At 41.9% G+C, this 15,213-nt stretch carries 17 protein-coding genes, 2 pseudogenes and 1 other annotated feature; of the genes and pseudogenes, 7 read left to right on the top strand and 12 right to left on the bottom strand.

What is annotated here, in order from left to right; translation table 11 throughout:
• The first annotated feature begins 98 nt into the window (after positions 1-98).
• The gene (locus tag ACEN8J_RS16795; protein ID WP_023987319.1) at positions 99-278 is read left to right on the top strand and encodes an aspartyl-phosphate phosphatase Spo0E family protein; all 180 of its coding nucleotides are present in this window, start codon (positions 99-101) and stop codon (positions 276-278) included.
• A 116-nt stretch (positions 279-394) separates the two neighbouring features.
• Here ACEN8J_RS16795 and ACEN8J_RS16790 read toward each other — a convergent pair whose 3' ends face one another.
• On the bottom strand, positions 395-1,297 hold the full coding sequence (locus ACEN8J_RS16790) for a DMT family transporter (RefSeq protein ID WP_029516111.1): 903 nt from the start codon (positions 1,295-1,297) through the stop codon (positions 395-397).
• Between the two features lie 154 nt (positions 1,298-1,451).
• Here ACEN8J_RS16790 and ACEN8J_RS16785 point away from each other — a divergent pair, with 154 nt between their 5' ends.
• Positions 1,452-2,312: a TrmB family transcriptional regulator gene (locus tag ACEN8J_RS16785; RefSeq protein ID WP_029516112.1), complete on the top strand. Its 861-nt coding sequence runs from the start codon at positions 1,452-1,454 to the stop codon at positions 2,310-2,312.
• Between the two features lie 86 nt (positions 2,313-2,398).
• Here the strand turns inward: ACEN8J_RS16785 and ACEN8J_RS16780 are convergent.
• The 4 genes and pseudogenes from ACEN8J_RS16780 to ACEN8J_RS16765 form a co-directional block, all read right to left on the bottom strand.
• Positions 2,399-2,566: pseudogene (locus tag ACEN8J_RS16780) on the bottom strand (hypothetical protein); the annotation flags it as partial.
• A gap of 239 nt (positions 2,567-2,805) precedes the next feature.
• Positions 2,806-3,888, bottom strand: coding sequence for a bifunctional 3-deoxy-7-phosphoheptulonate synthase/chorismate mutase (locus tag ACEN8J_RS16775; RefSeq protein WP_029516113.1), 1,083 nt, complete (start codon positions 3,886-3,888; stop codon positions 2,806-2,808).
• A gap of 88 nt (positions 3,889-3,976) precedes the next feature.
• Positions 3,977-4,247, bottom strand: a binding site (T-box leader).
• 101 nt (positions 4,248-4,348) lie between these two features.
• Positions 4,349-4,528: a hypothetical protein gene (locus tag ACEN8J_RS16770; protein ID WP_029516114.1), complete on the bottom strand. Its 180-nt coding sequence runs from the start codon at positions 4,526-4,528 to the stop codon at positions 4,349-4,351.
• Between the two features lie 91 nt (positions 4,529-4,619).
• On the bottom strand, positions 4,620-4,880 hold the full coding sequence (locus tag ACEN8J_RS16765) for a hypothetical protein (protein WP_029516115.1): 261 nt from the start codon (positions 4,878-4,880) through the stop codon (positions 4,620-4,622).
• Between the two features lie 183 nt (positions 4,881-5,063).
• Between ACEN8J_RS16765 and ACEN8J_RS16760 the strand changes: the two genes are divergently transcribed.
• Entirely contained in the window at positions 5,064-5,351 is a 288-nt protein-coding gene (locus tag ACEN8J_RS16760) for a hypothetical protein (RefSeq protein WP_029516116.1), read from the top strand.
• Positions 5,352-5,483: 132 nt separating this feature from the next.
• A complete protein-coding gene (locus ACEN8J_RS16755) occupies positions 5,484-7,373 on the top strand; it encodes an ATP-binding protein (protein ID WP_029516117.1) in 1,890 nt (629 codons plus the stop codon).
• A 99-nt stretch (positions 7,374-7,472) separates the two neighbouring features.
• Here ACEN8J_RS16755 and ACEN8J_RS16750 read toward each other — a convergent pair whose 3' ends face one another.
• The 4 genes and pseudogenes from ACEN8J_RS16750 to ACEN8J_RS16735 form a co-directional block, all read right to left on the bottom strand.
• Positions 7,473-7,709 (bottom strand): NHLP leader peptide family RiPP precursor, encoded by a 237-nt coding sequence (locus tag ACEN8J_RS16750; protein WP_013309068.1) that lies wholly within the window; start codon positions 7,707-7,709, stop codon positions 7,473-7,475.
• A gap of 75 nt (positions 7,710-7,784) precedes the next feature.
• Positions 7,785-8,720, bottom strand: a complete 936-nt coding sequence (locus ACEN8J_RS16745) for a hypothetical protein (protein ID WP_029516118.1) — start codon at positions 8,718-8,720, stop codon at positions 7,785-7,787.
• Positions 8,721-8,896: 176 nt separating this feature from the next.
• Positions 8,897-9,970, bottom strand: a complete 1,074-nt coding sequence (locus ACEN8J_RS16740; RefSeq protein ID WP_029516119.1) for a polysaccharide deacetylase family protein — start codon at positions 9,968-9,970, stop codon at positions 8,897-8,899.
• Positions 9,971-10,052: 82 nt separating this feature from the next.
• Positions 10,053-10,295: pseudogene (locus ACEN8J_RS16735) on the bottom strand (hypothetical protein); the annotation flags it as partial.
• Positions 10,296-10,688: 393 nt separating this feature from the next.
• Here ACEN8J_RS16735 and ACEN8J_RS16730 point away from each other — a divergent pair.
• Positions 10,689-11,159 carry a hypothetical protein gene (locus ACEN8J_RS16730; protein ID WP_318627021.1) on the top strand — a complete coding sequence of 157 codons (471 nt, stop codon included), beginning with the start codon at positions 10,689-10,691 and terminating at the stop codon, positions 11,157-11,159.
• Positions 11,160-11,243: 84 nt separating this feature from the next.
• Here the strand turns inward: ACEN8J_RS16730 and ACEN8J_RS16725 are convergent, their stop codons facing one another.
• The 3 genes from ACEN8J_RS16725 to ACEN8J_RS16715 form a co-directional block, all read right to left on the bottom strand.
• Positions 11,244-11,738 carry a hypothetical protein gene (locus ACEN8J_RS16725; protein WP_029516121.1) on the bottom strand — a complete coding sequence of 165 codons (495 nt, stop codon included), beginning with the start codon at positions 11,736-11,738 and terminating at the stop codon, positions 11,244-11,246.
• Between the two features lie 92 nt (positions 11,739-11,830).
• Complete coding sequence (locus ACEN8J_RS16720) at positions 11,831-12,337, bottom strand: DJ-1/PfpI family protein (protein WP_209950033.1); 507 nt, start codon at positions 12,335-12,337, stop codon at positions 11,831-11,833.
• A gap of 170 nt (positions 12,338-12,507) precedes the next feature.
• Complete coding sequence (locus tag ACEN8J_RS16715; RefSeq protein WP_029516123.1) at positions 12,508-12,957, bottom strand: AbrB/MazE/SpoVT family DNA-binding domain-containing protein; 450 nt, start codon at positions 12,955-12,957, stop codon at positions 12,508-12,510.
• Between the two features lie 203 nt (positions 12,958-13,160).
• Here ACEN8J_RS16715 and ACEN8J_RS16710 point away from each other — a divergent pair, with 203 nt between their 5' ends.
• On the top strand, positions 13,161-14,558 hold the full coding sequence (locus ACEN8J_RS16710) for a helix-turn-helix domain-containing protein (protein ID WP_495593747.1): 1,398 nt from the start codon (positions 13,161-13,163) through the stop codon (positions 14,556-14,558).
• A 238-nt stretch (positions 14,559-14,796) separates the two neighbouring features.
• Positions 14,797-15,066 carry an aspartyl-phosphate phosphatase Spo0E family protein gene (locus tag ACEN8J_RS16705; protein ID WP_141695431.1) on the top strand — a complete coding sequence of 90 codons (270 nt, stop codon included), beginning with the start codon at positions 14,797-14,799 and terminating at the stop codon, positions 15,064-15,066.
• Positions 15,067-15,213 lie beyond the last annotated feature (147 nt).

The following is a 15,213-nucleotide window of genomic DNA, read 5'->3' as shown; positions in this document are numbered from 1 at the left end:
TCTTTTTTTGCGCGATTAGATAATTATCCCAAACCTTTACTTTTAGTATACTTATTCATAACCCTCTACACTGATAATATGACAAGGAGGGATATATTATGATAAGAGACGACATTTTGCGTCAACAGCTTGAGAATGCTCGTCAAAAGCTGTATATTTTGCAAGCAAAACATGGTTTTAATCATGCCAGTGTGCTCAGACAGTCTGTAATTATGGATAACCTCATCAATCAATATAACCACCTTTTTTATATAAAAGAAAAAAAACCGACGGCATAAATGTAACCGATGGGCGAGAAACTTTTGGTGAGGTCACTCGCCCTTGTATTGTAGCGCTGATAATTATAACAACGATGCTTGTCTTAACTTTTCTAACTAGTGTGCAATCTATCATTTTAGGTACGGTTTGTTTGATGGGCACTTAGTAAAACACCGATAATAACGACCAAACCGCCGATGATTTGGCGCCATGTAATCGTTTCTTGCAAAAGCAACACAGAAAATAAGACTCCAAATATCGGAACCAAATTCATCAGAGAAACGGAACTGCTCGGTGACAGCTTGATTAATCCGTAATTATAAAGCAAAAACGCGATAACGGAGCAGAATACACCCAGATATACTAACAACATAAACGATCCTGTTGTTGGAACCTGCCAACGATCCTTTTCTAATAGAGCCAACGGTATAAAAAAGATACTCCCTGCAACGGTTTGGTAAAAAGATAACGTCACGGGTGGATATTTGTCCACAACCTTACGCGTCATGAAAGTGTAAAACGCCCACGCAAAACCCGTCCCGATTAATATTAAATTTCCGATGAGTTGATTCTTACTATCCGAACTTTCGCCAACTGAAGTCAAGAAATATACCCCGATCATGGCCAGTGCTATGCCGCAAATTTTATATTTGGATATTTTCACTTTATACAAAATAAGCTCAAGCAGCGACGTAATTGCGGGATATGATGCAACAATCAATGCTGCGTTGGAAGCGGTAGTCAGGCTAACCCCTATATTCTCCATTGAAAAATATAAAGTGATTCCCAAAACACCACTAAACGAAATCGTAGCCAAATCCTTTGGCTTTACTTTGACATGTTCTTTTTTAATCAGCAAAACGATACCTAGCACTACGGAAGCTATAATAAATCTGGATAGACCCAAGGTAAGCGGGGGGAACGTCGTGTAGGCTGCTTTGGTGGCAATAAACGATGTACTCCAGATCAATAGGGCCAGGATCGTAGAACCGTAGTAAATCCTGTTGCTTTCGCTGTGATGAGCTATGACTTTGTTCAAGTTAAATCCTCCCTGAGGTAATCCCCTGTGAAATACAATAGTTGCTACTATAGTGACTACTATAAAAACGTTACTAAAAAGATAGTGTGTATATCAGTTTTTGTCAAGGGGAAGTGATATAGTAAGGATGAACACGAATTGAGGAGAAGACGTCATGAAACCAAAACCAAATATATTAGAAATTCTACGGGATTTGAATTTTAGTGAATATGAAGCCAAGGCTTATGTGACCTTATTGGAAAGCTCTCCGCTTTCGGGATACGCCGTTTCATTGAATTCCGGGGTACCGAGATCCAAAATTTACGAGGTTTTGTCTGGAATGGTCAACCGTGGGGACATCATGGTCAGTCAAGAAAATACGCCTCTGTATGTGCCGCTTCCGCCACATGAATTGATTGCCCAGAGAAAACGCAAAGCAGAGCAGATTTTCAATGTGGCGCAAGAGAGTTTGGAGCAGTACACGGCATCATTTCAAAATAGAGAGAATATTTGGAATATTTCGGGGTATGAAGCCATTATCAATCGTATAAATGAAGGGGTAAAAGGAGCTAAACACCGAATTTTATTGGAAATTTGGAAAGAGGATGCCGAGGTGTTCCGAGATGCCTTAGAGCAAGTAGCCCAACAAGGAATTGAAGTGATCATTGTAGCGTATGGGGAGCTTAACTTTGATTTCGCTACTGTTTACCGCCATGATATGAGTGAAGAGATTACGTCCGAAATTGGGGGGCGGTGGATTGTACTTAGCATAGACGACCGGGAGGTCGTAGCTGGCATACTTTCACTAGGAGATGACAGCCGCGCTGCATGGACGTTGCATCCGGGTCTGGTGATGCCGATTACGGAAGTGATTATTCATGATATTTATATCATGGAAATCCTATATGAGTTCCGTGAACAATTAGAAGAGAAATTCGGCCCTAATCTAATCCATCTCCGCAATAAATTTGCTATGGGTCCGAATGGCAAAGGATATTATATTCCTTTGACTGAAAAAAGCATGAAACGTGTATAGAGATTGTCTGAGGTCCGATGTGCAAAAATAAACAGGCCCATGGAGTGTTATTCCATGAGCCTAATTTTATTGGATGTTGTGTTCTATTATTTTACGGTTACAATCACACGTTGATAATGCTTTAAAGGATGTTTTCCATTGTCCTGTACTTCTGCAATGATATGAAGCGTATTCCCTGACTTAGCATCTGCGGGAACTGTGAAACTAACTGCATTCGTATCACTACCTTGCAAGTCAATCGTGTTTACTTTCTCTCATTTTTGTTCCCCACTCTGAACGCTCCTATGATGTTTTTTAGGATTATGACCATGTAAGTATTCTTTTTATTCAAGATTTAGGCATAAAAAAAACCTAAACATATATATGTCTCAACAATAGTTGAGCATATATACATTTAGGTTTTGCCTGCATGATCAGTCACAATCCTGATCCGATTTTACATCAATGTCCGAGAAAATGAAAGCGGTTTACAAGTCCCAGCATAAAATTAGTTTTACGCTTTGAATAAACCGGATTCTTTGACTTCAGATAGGAAGTTGTGGAACTCAGGAATGTTCAGCTGTTGCTGAGCATCGGACAAAGCGACTGCCGGGTTCGGATGGACCTCCACCATGATACCGTCGGCTCCAGCAGCCAGGGCAGCTTTGGCGCAAGGGGCCAGGATGTCCTTACGGCCTGTCGAGTGAGTCACGTCCACCAATACAGGCAGATGACTTTCCTTTTTCAAAATCGGAACAGCGGAAATATCCAGCGTGTTACGCGTCCATTTTTCGTACGTACGGATACCGCGTTCAATCAGCATGACTTGCGTGTTACCACGGGAAACGATGTATTCAGCAGCATGAAGGAACTCTTCCATTGTTGCAGCCAGTCCGCGTTTGAGCAGAACCGGAGTTCTTGTTTCACCCGCAGCTTTGAGCAATTCAAAGTTGTGCATGTTACGCGCACCAATTTGAATAATGTCGATGTATTGGATCGCTTCCTCCAAATGTCTTGGATCGACGATTTCACTGATTGTAGCCAGCCCGAACTCATCACCTACACGTTTGAGAATTTGCAGTCCTTCCACGCCCAGTCCTTGGAAATCGTACGGAGACGTACGTGGTTTAAACGCGCCACCACGAAGAATCGGCACACCGGCTTCCTTGAGAGCCGCACCTACTTCACGAGTTTGCTGGTAGCTTTCCACCGAGCATGGACCTGCGACCATGATGGAGGCTTTGCCGCCTACCAGCGTATCTTTAACCTTAATAATTGTGCTATCTGGTTGATTTTTGCGGCTGACGATCAGATGTTTTTTGTGTTCTTCTTTTTGATAGTTCAAAGAAGCCTTGAAAATATTTTTGAACAGTTGGCGAATCGTAGCATCGTCAAAAGGCCCACGGTTAGCCGCGATCAGCTTGTCCAGCATTTGTTGCTCACGTACCGGATCAAAGTCAGGTACCCCTTGAGCTTCCTTCAATTTTCCAAGTTGTCCGGCCAGTTCAGCGCGTTGGGACAGCAGCTCCAGCAATTGCAAATTTGTAGCATCGAGTTGTTCACGCAGCAGCTCCAAAGAATTTTCATTTGTAGACATACAGTACTACACCCTTCCCGAATTTAATTTGTTTTTTCTGTCAGTCCATGGACTTTTTTGCAGAAAATAACACAAAAAGGCACTCGCCGCAAGGGACGAATGCCGTGGTACCACCCTAATTACAGAAGTATACATACGAATCGTCAACGTCGTTCAGTCGACAGCAGTAACTTCTGAGCTTGATGCCCGTAACGGGGGCTTCCGGAAACCTCTACTCGGACAAAGGAATGAATCCTTCTGTCGGTTCAAGGCTCGACTCGGGAGTGAATTTCAACGCGGGATTGCGGTACGCTCTCAGCAATTCGTACCTTTCTGTGGGAATCCGTTAGACGTTTACTTGTCTCCGTCGATGTCTTTGTTCATGGTATTCAAAAGATTTGACCTTATTTTAAACAAAGTAGGTACAGAAGGCAAGCCCTGATTATCAGGTTCAAGTTTTTGCCCTTGAATTGCTGCCCTTTTATTTTCCTTGATCCCTGGGTTCGGGATTCGCAGATGCGACTCCTCGTGGGTTATCTTCGGTCGAGGTATCGTCCGTATTCGTCTTGTCCGCAGTCCTACGGTCGTCTGCTTCCACAGGATTCAAGGCTTTATACCGTTTGTATTCCATATCGGCCTGAGACATCGGATCTTTATACATAGGAGATCAGTCAACTCCTTTCTGTTATACACTACATTACCCGCATAGCAGAATGGGTAACCGTTTTCTTTCACTCGATAAAATGAAGTGGTTAATCCAGCATATCGTCGCTTTCCAGTTGATCTTCTTCATCCCCATCGGTACCATTCAGCAAATCGGTACCATGCAGGAATTCGGCAGGAGCAGAAGGATCAACGGGACTGTTCGGTGTCAGTTCATCGGCATCTGGTACGTCCTCCAGAGGAGTATCCGGCCCTTCGGTCAGATTCTCCCAGTTGGTTTCTGCATTTTGCAGAGAAGGCTCAAAATCATTGTCATGTAGCTCAGTAGTTCGATCGTCACGATTTGCCATGTTGCTCAGCTCCTTTACTTTTTGTTGCTTATTCCGACCTTACCCAAACAGCGGAACGGCTAAACCTTCAGTTAGTGTGTCTGTAGGAAGTTAAAATCATGCGAATAGGGAGATGCCCATTCTCAATTAGCGTTTTTTTGGTAACTGCTGTGATATGATAAAGAAGATAGGGAGGGATATGAATTGGAATGGTACATGTTTGGTCCGATGATTAGTCGTATCCGCGTAGGACAAAAGGCATCTACCCCGGGATTTTCCCGCACCCTCATTCGGCGCCCGGAAGGCTTATACTGGACAGATGGCGGACAGGCCGGAAAAATAGTAGAAATACGCGATTATTTATTTTCCGATATTTGGACGATCTATGAAGATGAAGATTGTGAACCATGGTTGGAGCTTAGAGAGCAGAAAGAGCGGCGCGAACAGGAAATGATCATTAATCAATATGAAGATTTTACAAAAAATGAGTAAAAAGAACATGATATCCTTCTTGTGAAGAAGGTATGCACATCATCGTATAGAATAATATAATTTCAGGACGTAAAAAATGTTAAAACGTATACAAACTTGTAAATCCTACTATGTAACTTTGAGGTGCTTAATATGAGGCATGTGCCCAAAGCTGTCGCCGCCCTGCTAGCGGTCATTGTGATGCTGTTGTCGCTGGGTCACTCCGCCTATGCGGCCAAAATGACCCCGGAAGGGGATTATAAAATACCCTCCTGGGATATGAGATGGGGAGAGGTAGACGAGGATGGCTCTTTAGATGAGGTAAAGAATCCCAGCAAGATCTGGATGCATATTGAAGATGATACACAACTGCTTAGGCAGCCTGGCAATATAGGCTCCGCCTGGATTCGTATTAAGTTACCTTCGCTAAATGATGAAACGCCAGCGATCCTTTTTGAAAATATTTATGGCAGGCATATTACGCTGTATAAGGATGGGACCAATTTTTACGAATCCTACCGTGGGTACAATTATGAGAATAATCGTATTCTGATTCCGCTGAAGCCGGAAGACAGCGGTAAAACATTATACATATGGACGGAAAGCAGTAAGAAAAGACTGGGCATCATCGGTAATGTGATGACCGGTGATTATCGTGATTTGTTGGGGACCTTGGTCAGAATGGATGTTTTAGATATTGTACTGGGCAGTACGTTTATCTTTATCGCCCTGGTGCTGCTGATCTGCTCGTTTTTTCTGTTCCGTCCGAGTATGGCCATGTGGCTGTCTCTAAGTGCGATTGTATTGTCTATTGGTCTGATGATCGTAACGTATTCACCATTCTTGTATACATTCTATCGCGGCTATGGCAAGCTGTACTTACAACTTTTTGATGTGGCACTATTTATTCTGCTGCCCTCATTAGCCTTCTTTTTTGAGCAAAACATCAATTCGATTATACTGATTCGCAAATTCAGAAAGTTGTTAACCGCCTACTCTTTGTTCTGCTTTACCATGATGATTGTGAATTTAGGAGCACAGGAGCGGTTGAACAACATATATTATTTTTTTAGTGTAGTCATTCTGGGTATATTACTCGTCGCCTTAATGATACTGCTGGTATTTGCTTCGGTTCGCATGGCACTTAAGGGTGATCACGAAGCGATCATCTTATCGACAGGCTTTGCATTTTTTGCAGTCATCTCTATCGGGGAACTGAGCTGGTTTTTCATTCTGGACGGACACTACAATATGTTTTTGTGGAAATGGGGCGTGTTCGGTTTTGTACTGGCGTTGATCGCGATTTTGGGCAGAAGACTGGCAGAAAAGCACAAGCAGGTGGTTCGGTATTCCAGAGAACTGGAAATGTTCAATAATGAGCTTCAACGTTCGGAGAAAATGGAGATTATTAGCGATCTGGCTGCATCTGTAGCTCATGAGGTACGTAATCCCCTTCAAGTTACACGTGGATTTCTTCAGTTGATGAGCAAGCAGGAGGATGGTAAGAACAAAGACTATCTACATATCGCTCTGGAGGAGCTGGATCGAGCTTCCGCGATTATTACTGATTTTCTGACCTTTGCCAAGCCAGAATTTGACCAAACCAAAACGTTGACCATATTGGACGAATTCAAGCATATTGAAGGAATCATCAGTCCAATGGCTAATTTGCAAGGTGGAAAAATTTCGCTGGATATTCCCCAGGAAATCAAAGTACGCGGGAATTCCTCCAAGTTCAAGCAGGCGTTCATCAATATCATCAAAAACAGTATTGAAGCGCTGCGAGACCAGGGGCTTATTCATATATGGGCTTATGTGGATAACGGAGAAGCTGTCATTCATATTCGGGATAATGGTGAAGGGATGGATGCTCAGACTTTATCCAGACTAGGTGAGCCTTATTTTTCGAATAAGACAAAAGGCACGGGTTTAGGAATGATGGTGACTTTTCGGATTATTGAAACGATGAATGGAAAAATAACTTTTACAAGTGCAAAAGGGGTGGGAACAGAAGCGACCATCCGCTTCCCCGTAGCCGGATAATATCCGGCTTTTTTGCGTTCGGAGAAAACGGAGGGAAGCTTGCTGAGCCCACCCCTATGAGGTTAAGGAATCTAGATTAAATAAGCATTAACAATCATTCTACCACATTGAGCGAGGTTTCTGGGATGCAGCGAGCACGCCGGAGGGGTCTGGAGGAATTACCAGAAAAAACTGATCAGGCGTTTCTTCTAATGTTTTGATTTGGATATGATCGGGGATCACGACTCCTAACACATCACGAATTGCAGATTTGGGATCAGTCATCAGTTTCTCTCTGAAACTGGCATCCTCCCAAGCTTTTTGAATGACTTGTGTTTGAAGAACTTCAGTAGCCATCAAAAATCACCCTCTCATTCAATTGGTTATATTTACCTAGTCAGTATACCACGAAGGGCTCAGAAAAATCTAGCATTATTTCATATTTTTGGAGAGCCAGTAGTCAAGTCCGCCTCTTCTCAAATGCGAGCGTCCGCCTTCAATTTCTGCCGCCACTTCGCCCAGCTCAGCTGCGATAGAATGTGCAAAGCTATGTAGGCCGTGGATAGAAGGCTCCAGGGTCTCTAACTGTTGGACTGCTTGATCGGCAATGTTCACATAGCTGGCAAGCGCACCGCGTACATAAATCGCTTCCTGAATCTGTTTGGGTCCCAATCCTTCACAGTAAGCCGTCTTTTGCTCGGCACTGATATGGGACAAAAGACAGTTATAGCTATGTTCGACCAAATCTTCTGACCAATCCGCCCAATCATCCGACATTTGAAGCACGAGTAGCGCCAAGTCCGTCATATTTGTAATGTTTTGAATCAGATCAGCACGGCCTGCGAGCAGCAAAGCACCCGTTCCGGCCATTTTTAATGGACTTGCTTTCAGCGCGACCTTATTTTTTTCTCCTTGAAAATAGTCCTCTGTTCCTTCGGATATCACACTAACGGCCCATTCATCAACATACGTTCGGGCATATGACCAAAAAGGAGAGGTTGCCGGAAAAAGGTCCCGATATACGCTTAGACACTCGGTATAGAATAGTTGACTTAAAGCGAGTTGCGTTTTACGGTTGTCTGCTGCTGTGTCCATCACATCGTCTTGAATTAAATAGTGAGCCATGACGAACACGTTGCCAAGTGACAGCCTGCGGCATGTTTCGGGGGGCAGTCCTGTGAGTTCTTGCAGCCAAAATGGAAGCAAATAGCATATGTAATTACGCGTGCTGTCTTCCCGCAACGGATTAAAACGCGCCAGATAGTCCAAACCCTCTTGCTGAAAGGGAGCTGGAAACGTGGACGTCCGTTCCTCCGCTTGACGAAATACTTTTTCCAATTCGTCTTTGTATGCAAAATACCATTCCATCGCCATCACCTGCATCTCTTATGAATATTTTTATAGCGACTTCTAGTTGTTACCCGCCATTATACAACAGATTGCAATTTTCAAGATTTTGTTATTTTTACATTGAGAATGTTGTAAAAAGGATATCGACAAAAATCCCGGTTGGGAAGATCCCGCCGGGATTTTGTTTTTTTAAATTAGATGATCTCTAAATAGTCAATATAAGCATCCCATGTCCCATTATCGGCTGTTACAACAAGCTCAATCTCTTGATTTCCGGTTCCATGGCTGACATTGTTTAAAGTATAGACCGCAGGACTGTTCCCGCCGTAGTAGAAGGTACCCTTCGTTTGTCCACCAATTTTCAAGTCAACTTTGGCCATGTTGGAATTATTTGAAGCACCACGGAGTGAAAAACTATGGGTGCCGCTGGTAAAATTCTGTGTGAATTTCACTGAATCATTGTTGGAGTATAAAGCCACTCCGTTGAACGGCGAGCTGATATTTGAAGTATACTGACCGCCTTTGGTCATATTCTCTGCTTCCACTTTTGTGCCTTTGTTTGGCGGCGTTTCGCCGTTTCCGCCATCAGGCGCTACCGCCCGGCCATTGCTTGGTGAGATCATACCAGAGCAAAGGTTACGATTTTTGAGGTTCTGTGCAATTTGTGGAATAGCTTGGAGTGTAGTCTGGTACTGATCATGCATCAGGATCACATCGCCGTTTTTAAGTTTGCCCGCAGCAGCTACGATCTGTGCGGTGGAGGCGCCGTTCCAGTCTTGGGAGTCAACGTTCCACAATACTTCGGTAAGACCGTTTTGGGTCTCAATGGATTTGAGGGTTGCGTTGGTCTCGCCATACGGAGGACGGAACAACTTTGGTGCCGTGCCAGTAATGGACTGTATCGTTTGCTGCGTGCGTGTAATTTCCGATGACATCTGCGATGTGCTCAGTTGTGTCATATGCGGATGTGACCATGAATGATTACCGATCCACATGCCTGCTGCTTGCTGGTCACGTACAAGCGAAGGATTATTCTGCGCGTTTTGTCCAAGATTAAAGAGCGTCGCGCGTAAACCGTTTTGCTTCAGAGCACTAAGAAGCGCTTTGGTGTTAGAGGGATTGGGACCATCGTCGAAGGTTAACGCTACATAACCGCTCGAGCAATCAGCCGCAAGCGCCTGGTTGCTCGAGATCACCAGCGAGCCTGTGAATAAAGACAAGGTGATTGACATAATCGCCGTCCATTTTCCTGCTTTAGCTATAAACATGGGTCTACCTCCTAGCTATTTTAATATAGTATGGATGTTCCGATACTCCGAACCGATTCAACTCTTTACTAGATTTGAAATTTTAGTTGATCTCCAAATAATCAACATAAGCATTCCATGTTCCGTCATCGGCTATTACAACGAGCTCGATCTCTTGGTTTCTGGTGCCATTATTGCCGCCAATCGTAATTGTATTACTAGTTACATTGGCACTCCGACTGCTTTGGTATCCCTATACAATAAGTGAATCTTCATACATCTTGTCCATGTCTTCCCACTTTTTGAAGTGCTCGCTGACCGATATGGTTTTGCTCGTGCGTTTGGATGTCCATAAAAATAACCTTATTTTTTTGTTTCATTGGACTTTCCTCCTGTAGCCTCACTATGATGCAGTGCATTCTGTAGTAGCTTAATGCAACATGTCTTTCCAAAAATAAAAATGTAAACGTTTACAATTTTATTTTATCATATTTTCCTTAATATATAACTTGGAAAATTTCAAGTTATATTGTAGAAAGTATAGTTATTCATTCTTGCTCACTCTACAGGATAGGGTTCCCAAGGAGCGCGTGTAGATCGAAGGTTGGGTGTAATTGTGATAGCAATGTTCATAATTTCTTTTTTCCCGTCTTATGGTTACTTAACAGGCGAAAATATGAATAAAAATAGCGGGAAAAGAAAATATTATTTTAAAAAGGATGAAAGAAGGGTCTGCAACATGAAAAAACAATGGAAATTGACCGCTGCTATCCTGTATGGAGGAGTGATGATGTATGGCACTGCGGGTGCAGCTGGAGCTTCCGGGACGGAACCGAGTAATTCGTTGCAAACTCTCACTCCCAACGACTCTATCCAAGGGGCAGCCCGCCAATGGAATGCTGAACCACAGGACGAACACGGGCATGTTCACAGACATAGGCACGGCAAAAGGCCTGGCGGCTTGAATCACCATCTCAACGAGAAAGTAGCCAAGCTGCTGGGCATCACTCCTGTCCAGTTAGAGAAAGAGCTGGGACAAGGGAAGTCGTTGGCCGAGGTTGCTAAAAGCAAAGGCATCAAAGAGGAACAGCTCATTGATAAGTTGAAGAATGAAATGACCGTGGACTTGAAACGGCTTGTGAACCGTAAAGGCCCGATTACATTCGATCGTAAGTCCGGCGCTTCGAATGAAGCTCAATTGAAGCGTTAGCCGGGGATACCGTGGTATATCTGCTCTTGAATAAGTCGAGGAGTAGATCGTTTGACAATAAAAAAAGGATGGGGAAACCCATCCTTAAATTTCCACTTCCTTATCTTGTGCTATGTCATATTTAGTTACTTTACTGGTGTATTTATCTACATAATAGAATCCATAAGTTGCAATGTGATCAGGGAAATCTTCGTAAACTCTTATACAATATTTAGTTCCTTCCAAACCTTCAACCATTAAGTTTAAATTATATTTAACAGCATCCTTTTTTATTTTATCAGAAAGAATATGGAGTGCTTGATTTTCTGTAATCATCTTTTGCTGTTTACCTAAATACAGTTTATTATCAATGAGGCTGATTTGTCTGCTTTCTGCAATCCCAATATCTTTAACAGAGATATACGTGTTTCCGTTGTAAATCAAGCCATCGGCAGTGTTCTTTTTTGTCCCCTCTAAAAATACATCAAACTTTTTCACAACAGCATTTACGCTTGTTCCAGATGCAGCCATTGCAGTTGCACCAGTAATCATCATGCCAATGGTTAAGCCCACTAATAGCCCCTTTAATTTGTCATTCATTTTGATTACCCCTCTTATGTATGCTAATTCCCTCACTATAGTATCCTAAATATCACCATACATAAAGTGATTGTTGTGGGAGAGCAGAAGAGTCAATTATCTTTAAAGAGCTTAAAAAAATCAATGGTTTCTTTTAAATCTTCATCATCAGTATAAATGTTCATCACCTTGCCTATTTCAATTGCAAAGTCCACATACTGATTTGGTTTAGCCGTAATGATATTCTTGTGTATCTCCAGACCCGTTGGATGATTCACAGGATTTTTATAGGAGACACCTGCTATCTCCAGTAGTTCAGTGGCAGAACAAATGGTCGCTATCACTTTATGATCATTATTCAATGTATTAATTAGAGCTAGAAGCTGCTTGTTCGTCTTTAATGGGGTGTTATCTCCGCCAGGTATAATTAGGAGTTGAATATCCTCAGCAGACACTTCATCAAGGGCTACCGAAGGCGTAACTTTAAAATCCTCATAGGAAATTACAGGGTCTTTGGTTACTCCAATCGTAACAATGTCCCCTTTGGTTTTCATAAAATAGGTTGCTAGCATAATCTCAAAACTCACATAACCATCATAAATTAAAACGTGTGATTTCATTTATACACCTACTTCAACATTAGTTTTTAGCTTTGAGTCAATATACCACTTTGATAGGTTTAATTCCATAATTTACAGCAAATATAGGCTTAGAAGTTTAAATAACCAGTCGCACGAAATCAACCAGCGACTGGTTATTTAGCTTTGCTAGAATATGAGTTGAGCGATACCTATAATAGCTTTTTAAGCTGGGAAATACGGCCTTGGGATACGCCGAGCCGTTCAGCGTATTCGCCTTGCTTGGCGTTTGGATGCTCGCGCATGAGTCTTCTTAGCTTCTCAACCAAATGTTGTGAAGACAACCGATGTACACTTTTTTCTTTGCACGCAGGTTCCTTAATAACAGGTACAGGCATTTGACTCACACCTATGTTTCCCTTCAGATCGTTTATGCATTTTTTACATAAAAATGAACCCCTGAAATAGCTTAAATCCTGAACCGAATAGCATAAATGACAGCAGACTCCTATATACTTTCGCATGCTCAATAATCCTGTTTCAACATCCAAATAAAATTCTAAAGATTCACCAGCTTGAATCCCCATAGAGGTTCGCATCTCCTTAGGAATAACAATCCGGCCTAACGTATCCAAGGGACGTGTCATACCTGTATTTTTCAAGTGATCTTCTCCTTCCATTGTCCAACATCCAATGATCTCCTAAAAAAAATATAAAAATCAATAAAGTAAAAGAATTTATGTTTGTTCCAAAAGATGGTATTATCGTGAAAGAAATCAATAATTATACCATTAGTTTCCAAACTACATTGTTTATTGAAATTGAAATTGAAATTCTATGAAAATGCTGAAAGGGTGGTTTATCCATGGAAATCACACCTACGATACAGGCAGAAATTCAAACTTATCTGAAACGAAAAGGCTTAACGATGACCAAGTTTGGTCACACGATTGATTTGAATGTAGGTACAGTTAGTAGCATTGTGACTGGTAACCGATCTATTTCTGTTCATCAACTGGATAGTATTACTGCGGGAATGAATTTACCACCGGATTATTTTTACGAACGTTATATTGAAGAATGCATTGAAGAATCTCCGCTAAACTGGAAAAAAATAAGCCCTTTTCTGTACCGATGCATTGAACTAGGACGACTCGACTGCTTGCAGCGAGTTGTAATTATGTTATTGGATAATCCTAATTATCCGCCATCGCTCTTTGAAGTTGCCGAAAATGTATACAAAGACGGTTACAACGAAGCAGCGGCATACCTTTACAAAAAGGTGGCTGAAAGTGAGAAGCAGCAGCATTCAGAGCGATTGGCGGTCTGCCAGTATCGTTTGTTCCAAATCAATATTGGACAAGATAGAGCTGTAAATCTTCAAGCTGCCATTGAATTTGCCCCTTTTGTGGATCGTTTAGACGAGATAGAGCAATTAGATGCTTTAAAAGATTTGGCTAACGTCTACAGGTCATTAAGCATGTGGGACAAGGTGTATGAATTTGCCCATCAGATGGGTCAATTAGGACAGATCCAATATAATTTGGTTCATAACTCCAAGCGAAAAGGAACAGATTCGAAAAAAAAGCCAATTAGACCGTTTTTCACCTACATAGCCTATTCTGATCTAATGTGTGCTAGTGCTTGCGATGCAAGAGGGGATCATGAACAAGCATTAGAACACATTCATTGTTATGCGGATCTAAGTTGGGTGAAGGAACAAGATTCTGAGTCTCTCTATTGGAAGAAGCAATATCTGCAATGGGCGAAAATTAATACGTACGTCAATAGACTTATGTCCGGGGACATCAGTGTTCTGCCAGATTACGTAGAACATATGGCTGCCGAAAAGGAGATTTTTGCCGAGCTACTGAACGTCCTTGAAGTAGCTAATCGATATAATGTAGATGTAGATCATATCCTTCGACGCTTTGAGTCCCAAATTGCAGCGTATCAGGAACCATCATCTTCTGATACGTATACTCAACAAGTTTTATCGGAAGAATACGTACGCTTCTGGTACAAAATGGCCAAGTACAGCCTAAATAAAGGCAGATATCCATATGGTTTCAATTGTTTAATAAACGCTTTTGAAAAAGCTGTTACAATTAACCACGTACTACTTATTGCCAACTGTTTTGGATTATTTTATCATTTCAAATTACATGCGGCTCCTAAAACACAGGCTCGGTTTCAATCCATTTATGAGGAGGTGTGGGAGAAAAATGATCAAAAGGATGGCTTTCTGCTTAGCGGTAACTAGCTTTTTACTGGTATTCACAGTACCATATCAAACTGCAAACCTAAGCCATGGCACAATCCAAACACAAGGACACGTTGGTGGAATGTGATCCAAGTAATCATCATCTTCAAATTCATTACTATTGACCAGCTTATAGCTGGTCTATTTTTGTATTATTTTGTAATTTTTAGGTTCAAAAAAGATCATGACGTATTTGTACATCCCTCCTTAAAATAAGATTCAATAGGAGGTATGCAGGATGAACAGGGATAAAACGGAAACGTTAATTCAACAAATGGAACACGCCAGACAACACTTGCATGATCTTTACGCAGAGTATGGCTTCGGACATGCTTGTGTACTTGAACAGTCTATGCTTTTGGATGAACTGATTAATCAGTACAACCGTATGTATCAGACCAGAAAGCAGCCTCACCATGTTTTGGATCAGATCATTAACAACGACGATGTTATGTTCAGTCCATCCTCCCCTTTCTCTTTATGCAAAACTGTGACTTCTCCCACGTAATGTTTATTATTATTCTATATAATGACTTATTTTAAAATAAAATACATATTCATGTCATAAAATGTTAATCATTTTTTTGGGGACAGCATACTAAGGCAACAAAAAAAGCAGAGCTCCATAAGAGAGCCCTGCCAAAGTCCATTGGAT

The organism is Paenibacillus sp. Paensp38, assembly GCF_059491915.1.
The sequence above is the reverse complement of the archived record's forward strand: the minus strand, read 5'-3'. Positions and strand labels throughout refer to the sequence as shown.

Excerpts from the sequence above, each read along its gene's own strand:
- ACEN8J_RS16795 (WP_023987319.1), top strand. The coding sequence starts at position 99 with ATGATAAGAGACGACATTTTGCGTCAACAGCTTGAGAATGCTCGTCAA.
- ACEN8J_RS16785 (WP_029516112.1), top strand. The coding sequence starts at position 1,452 with ATGAAACCAAAACCAAATATATTAGAAATTCTACGGGATTTGAATTTT.
- ACEN8J_RS16775 (WP_029516113.1), bottom strand. The coding sequence starts at position 3,888 with ATGTCTACAAATGAAAATTCTTTGGAGCTGCTGCGTGAACAACTCGAT.
- ACEN8J_RS16770 (WP_029516114.1), bottom strand. The coding sequence starts at position 4,528 with ATGTATAAAGATCCGATGTCTCAGGCCGATATGGAATACAAACGGTAT.
- ACEN8J_RS16765 (WP_029516115.1), bottom strand. The coding sequence starts at position 4,880 with ATGGCAAATCGTGACGATCGAACTACTGAGCTACATGACAATGATTTT.
- ACEN8J_RS16755 (WP_029516117.1), top strand. The coding sequence starts at position 5,484 with ATGAGGCATGTGCCCAAAGCTGTCGCCGCCCTGCTAGCGGTCATTGTG.
- ACEN8J_RS16750 (WP_013309068.1), bottom strand. The coding sequence starts at position 7,709 with ATGGCTACTGAAGTTCTTCAAACACAAGTCATTCAAAAAGCTTGGGAG.
- ACEN8J_RS16745 (WP_029516118.1), bottom strand. The coding sequence starts at position 8,720 with ATGGAATGGTATTTTGCATACAAAGACGAATTGGAAAAAGTATTTCGT.
- ACEN8J_RS16740 (WP_029516119.1), bottom strand. The coding sequence starts at position 9,970 with ATGTTTATAGCTAAAGCAGGAAAATGGACGGCGATTATGTCAATCACC.
- ACEN8J_RS16730 (WP_318627021.1), top strand. The coding sequence starts at position 10,689 with ATGAAAAAACAATGGAAATTGACCGCTGCTATCCTGTATGGAGGAGTG.
- ACEN8J_RS16725 (WP_029516121.1), bottom strand. The coding sequence starts at position 11,738 with ATGAATGACAAATTAAAGGGGCTATTAGTGGGCTTAACCATTGGCATG.
- ACEN8J_RS16720 (WP_209950033.1), bottom strand. The coding sequence starts at position 12,337 with ATGAAATCACACGTTTTAATTTATGATGGTTATGTGAGTTTTGAGATT.
- ACEN8J_RS16710 (WP_495593747.1), top strand. The coding sequence starts at position 13,161 with ATGGAAATCACACCTACGATACAGGCAGAAATTCAAACTTATCTGAAA.
- ACEN8J_RS16705 (WP_141695431.1), top strand. The coding sequence starts at position 14,797 with ATGAACAGGGATAAAACGGAAACGTTAATTCAACAAATGGAACACGCC.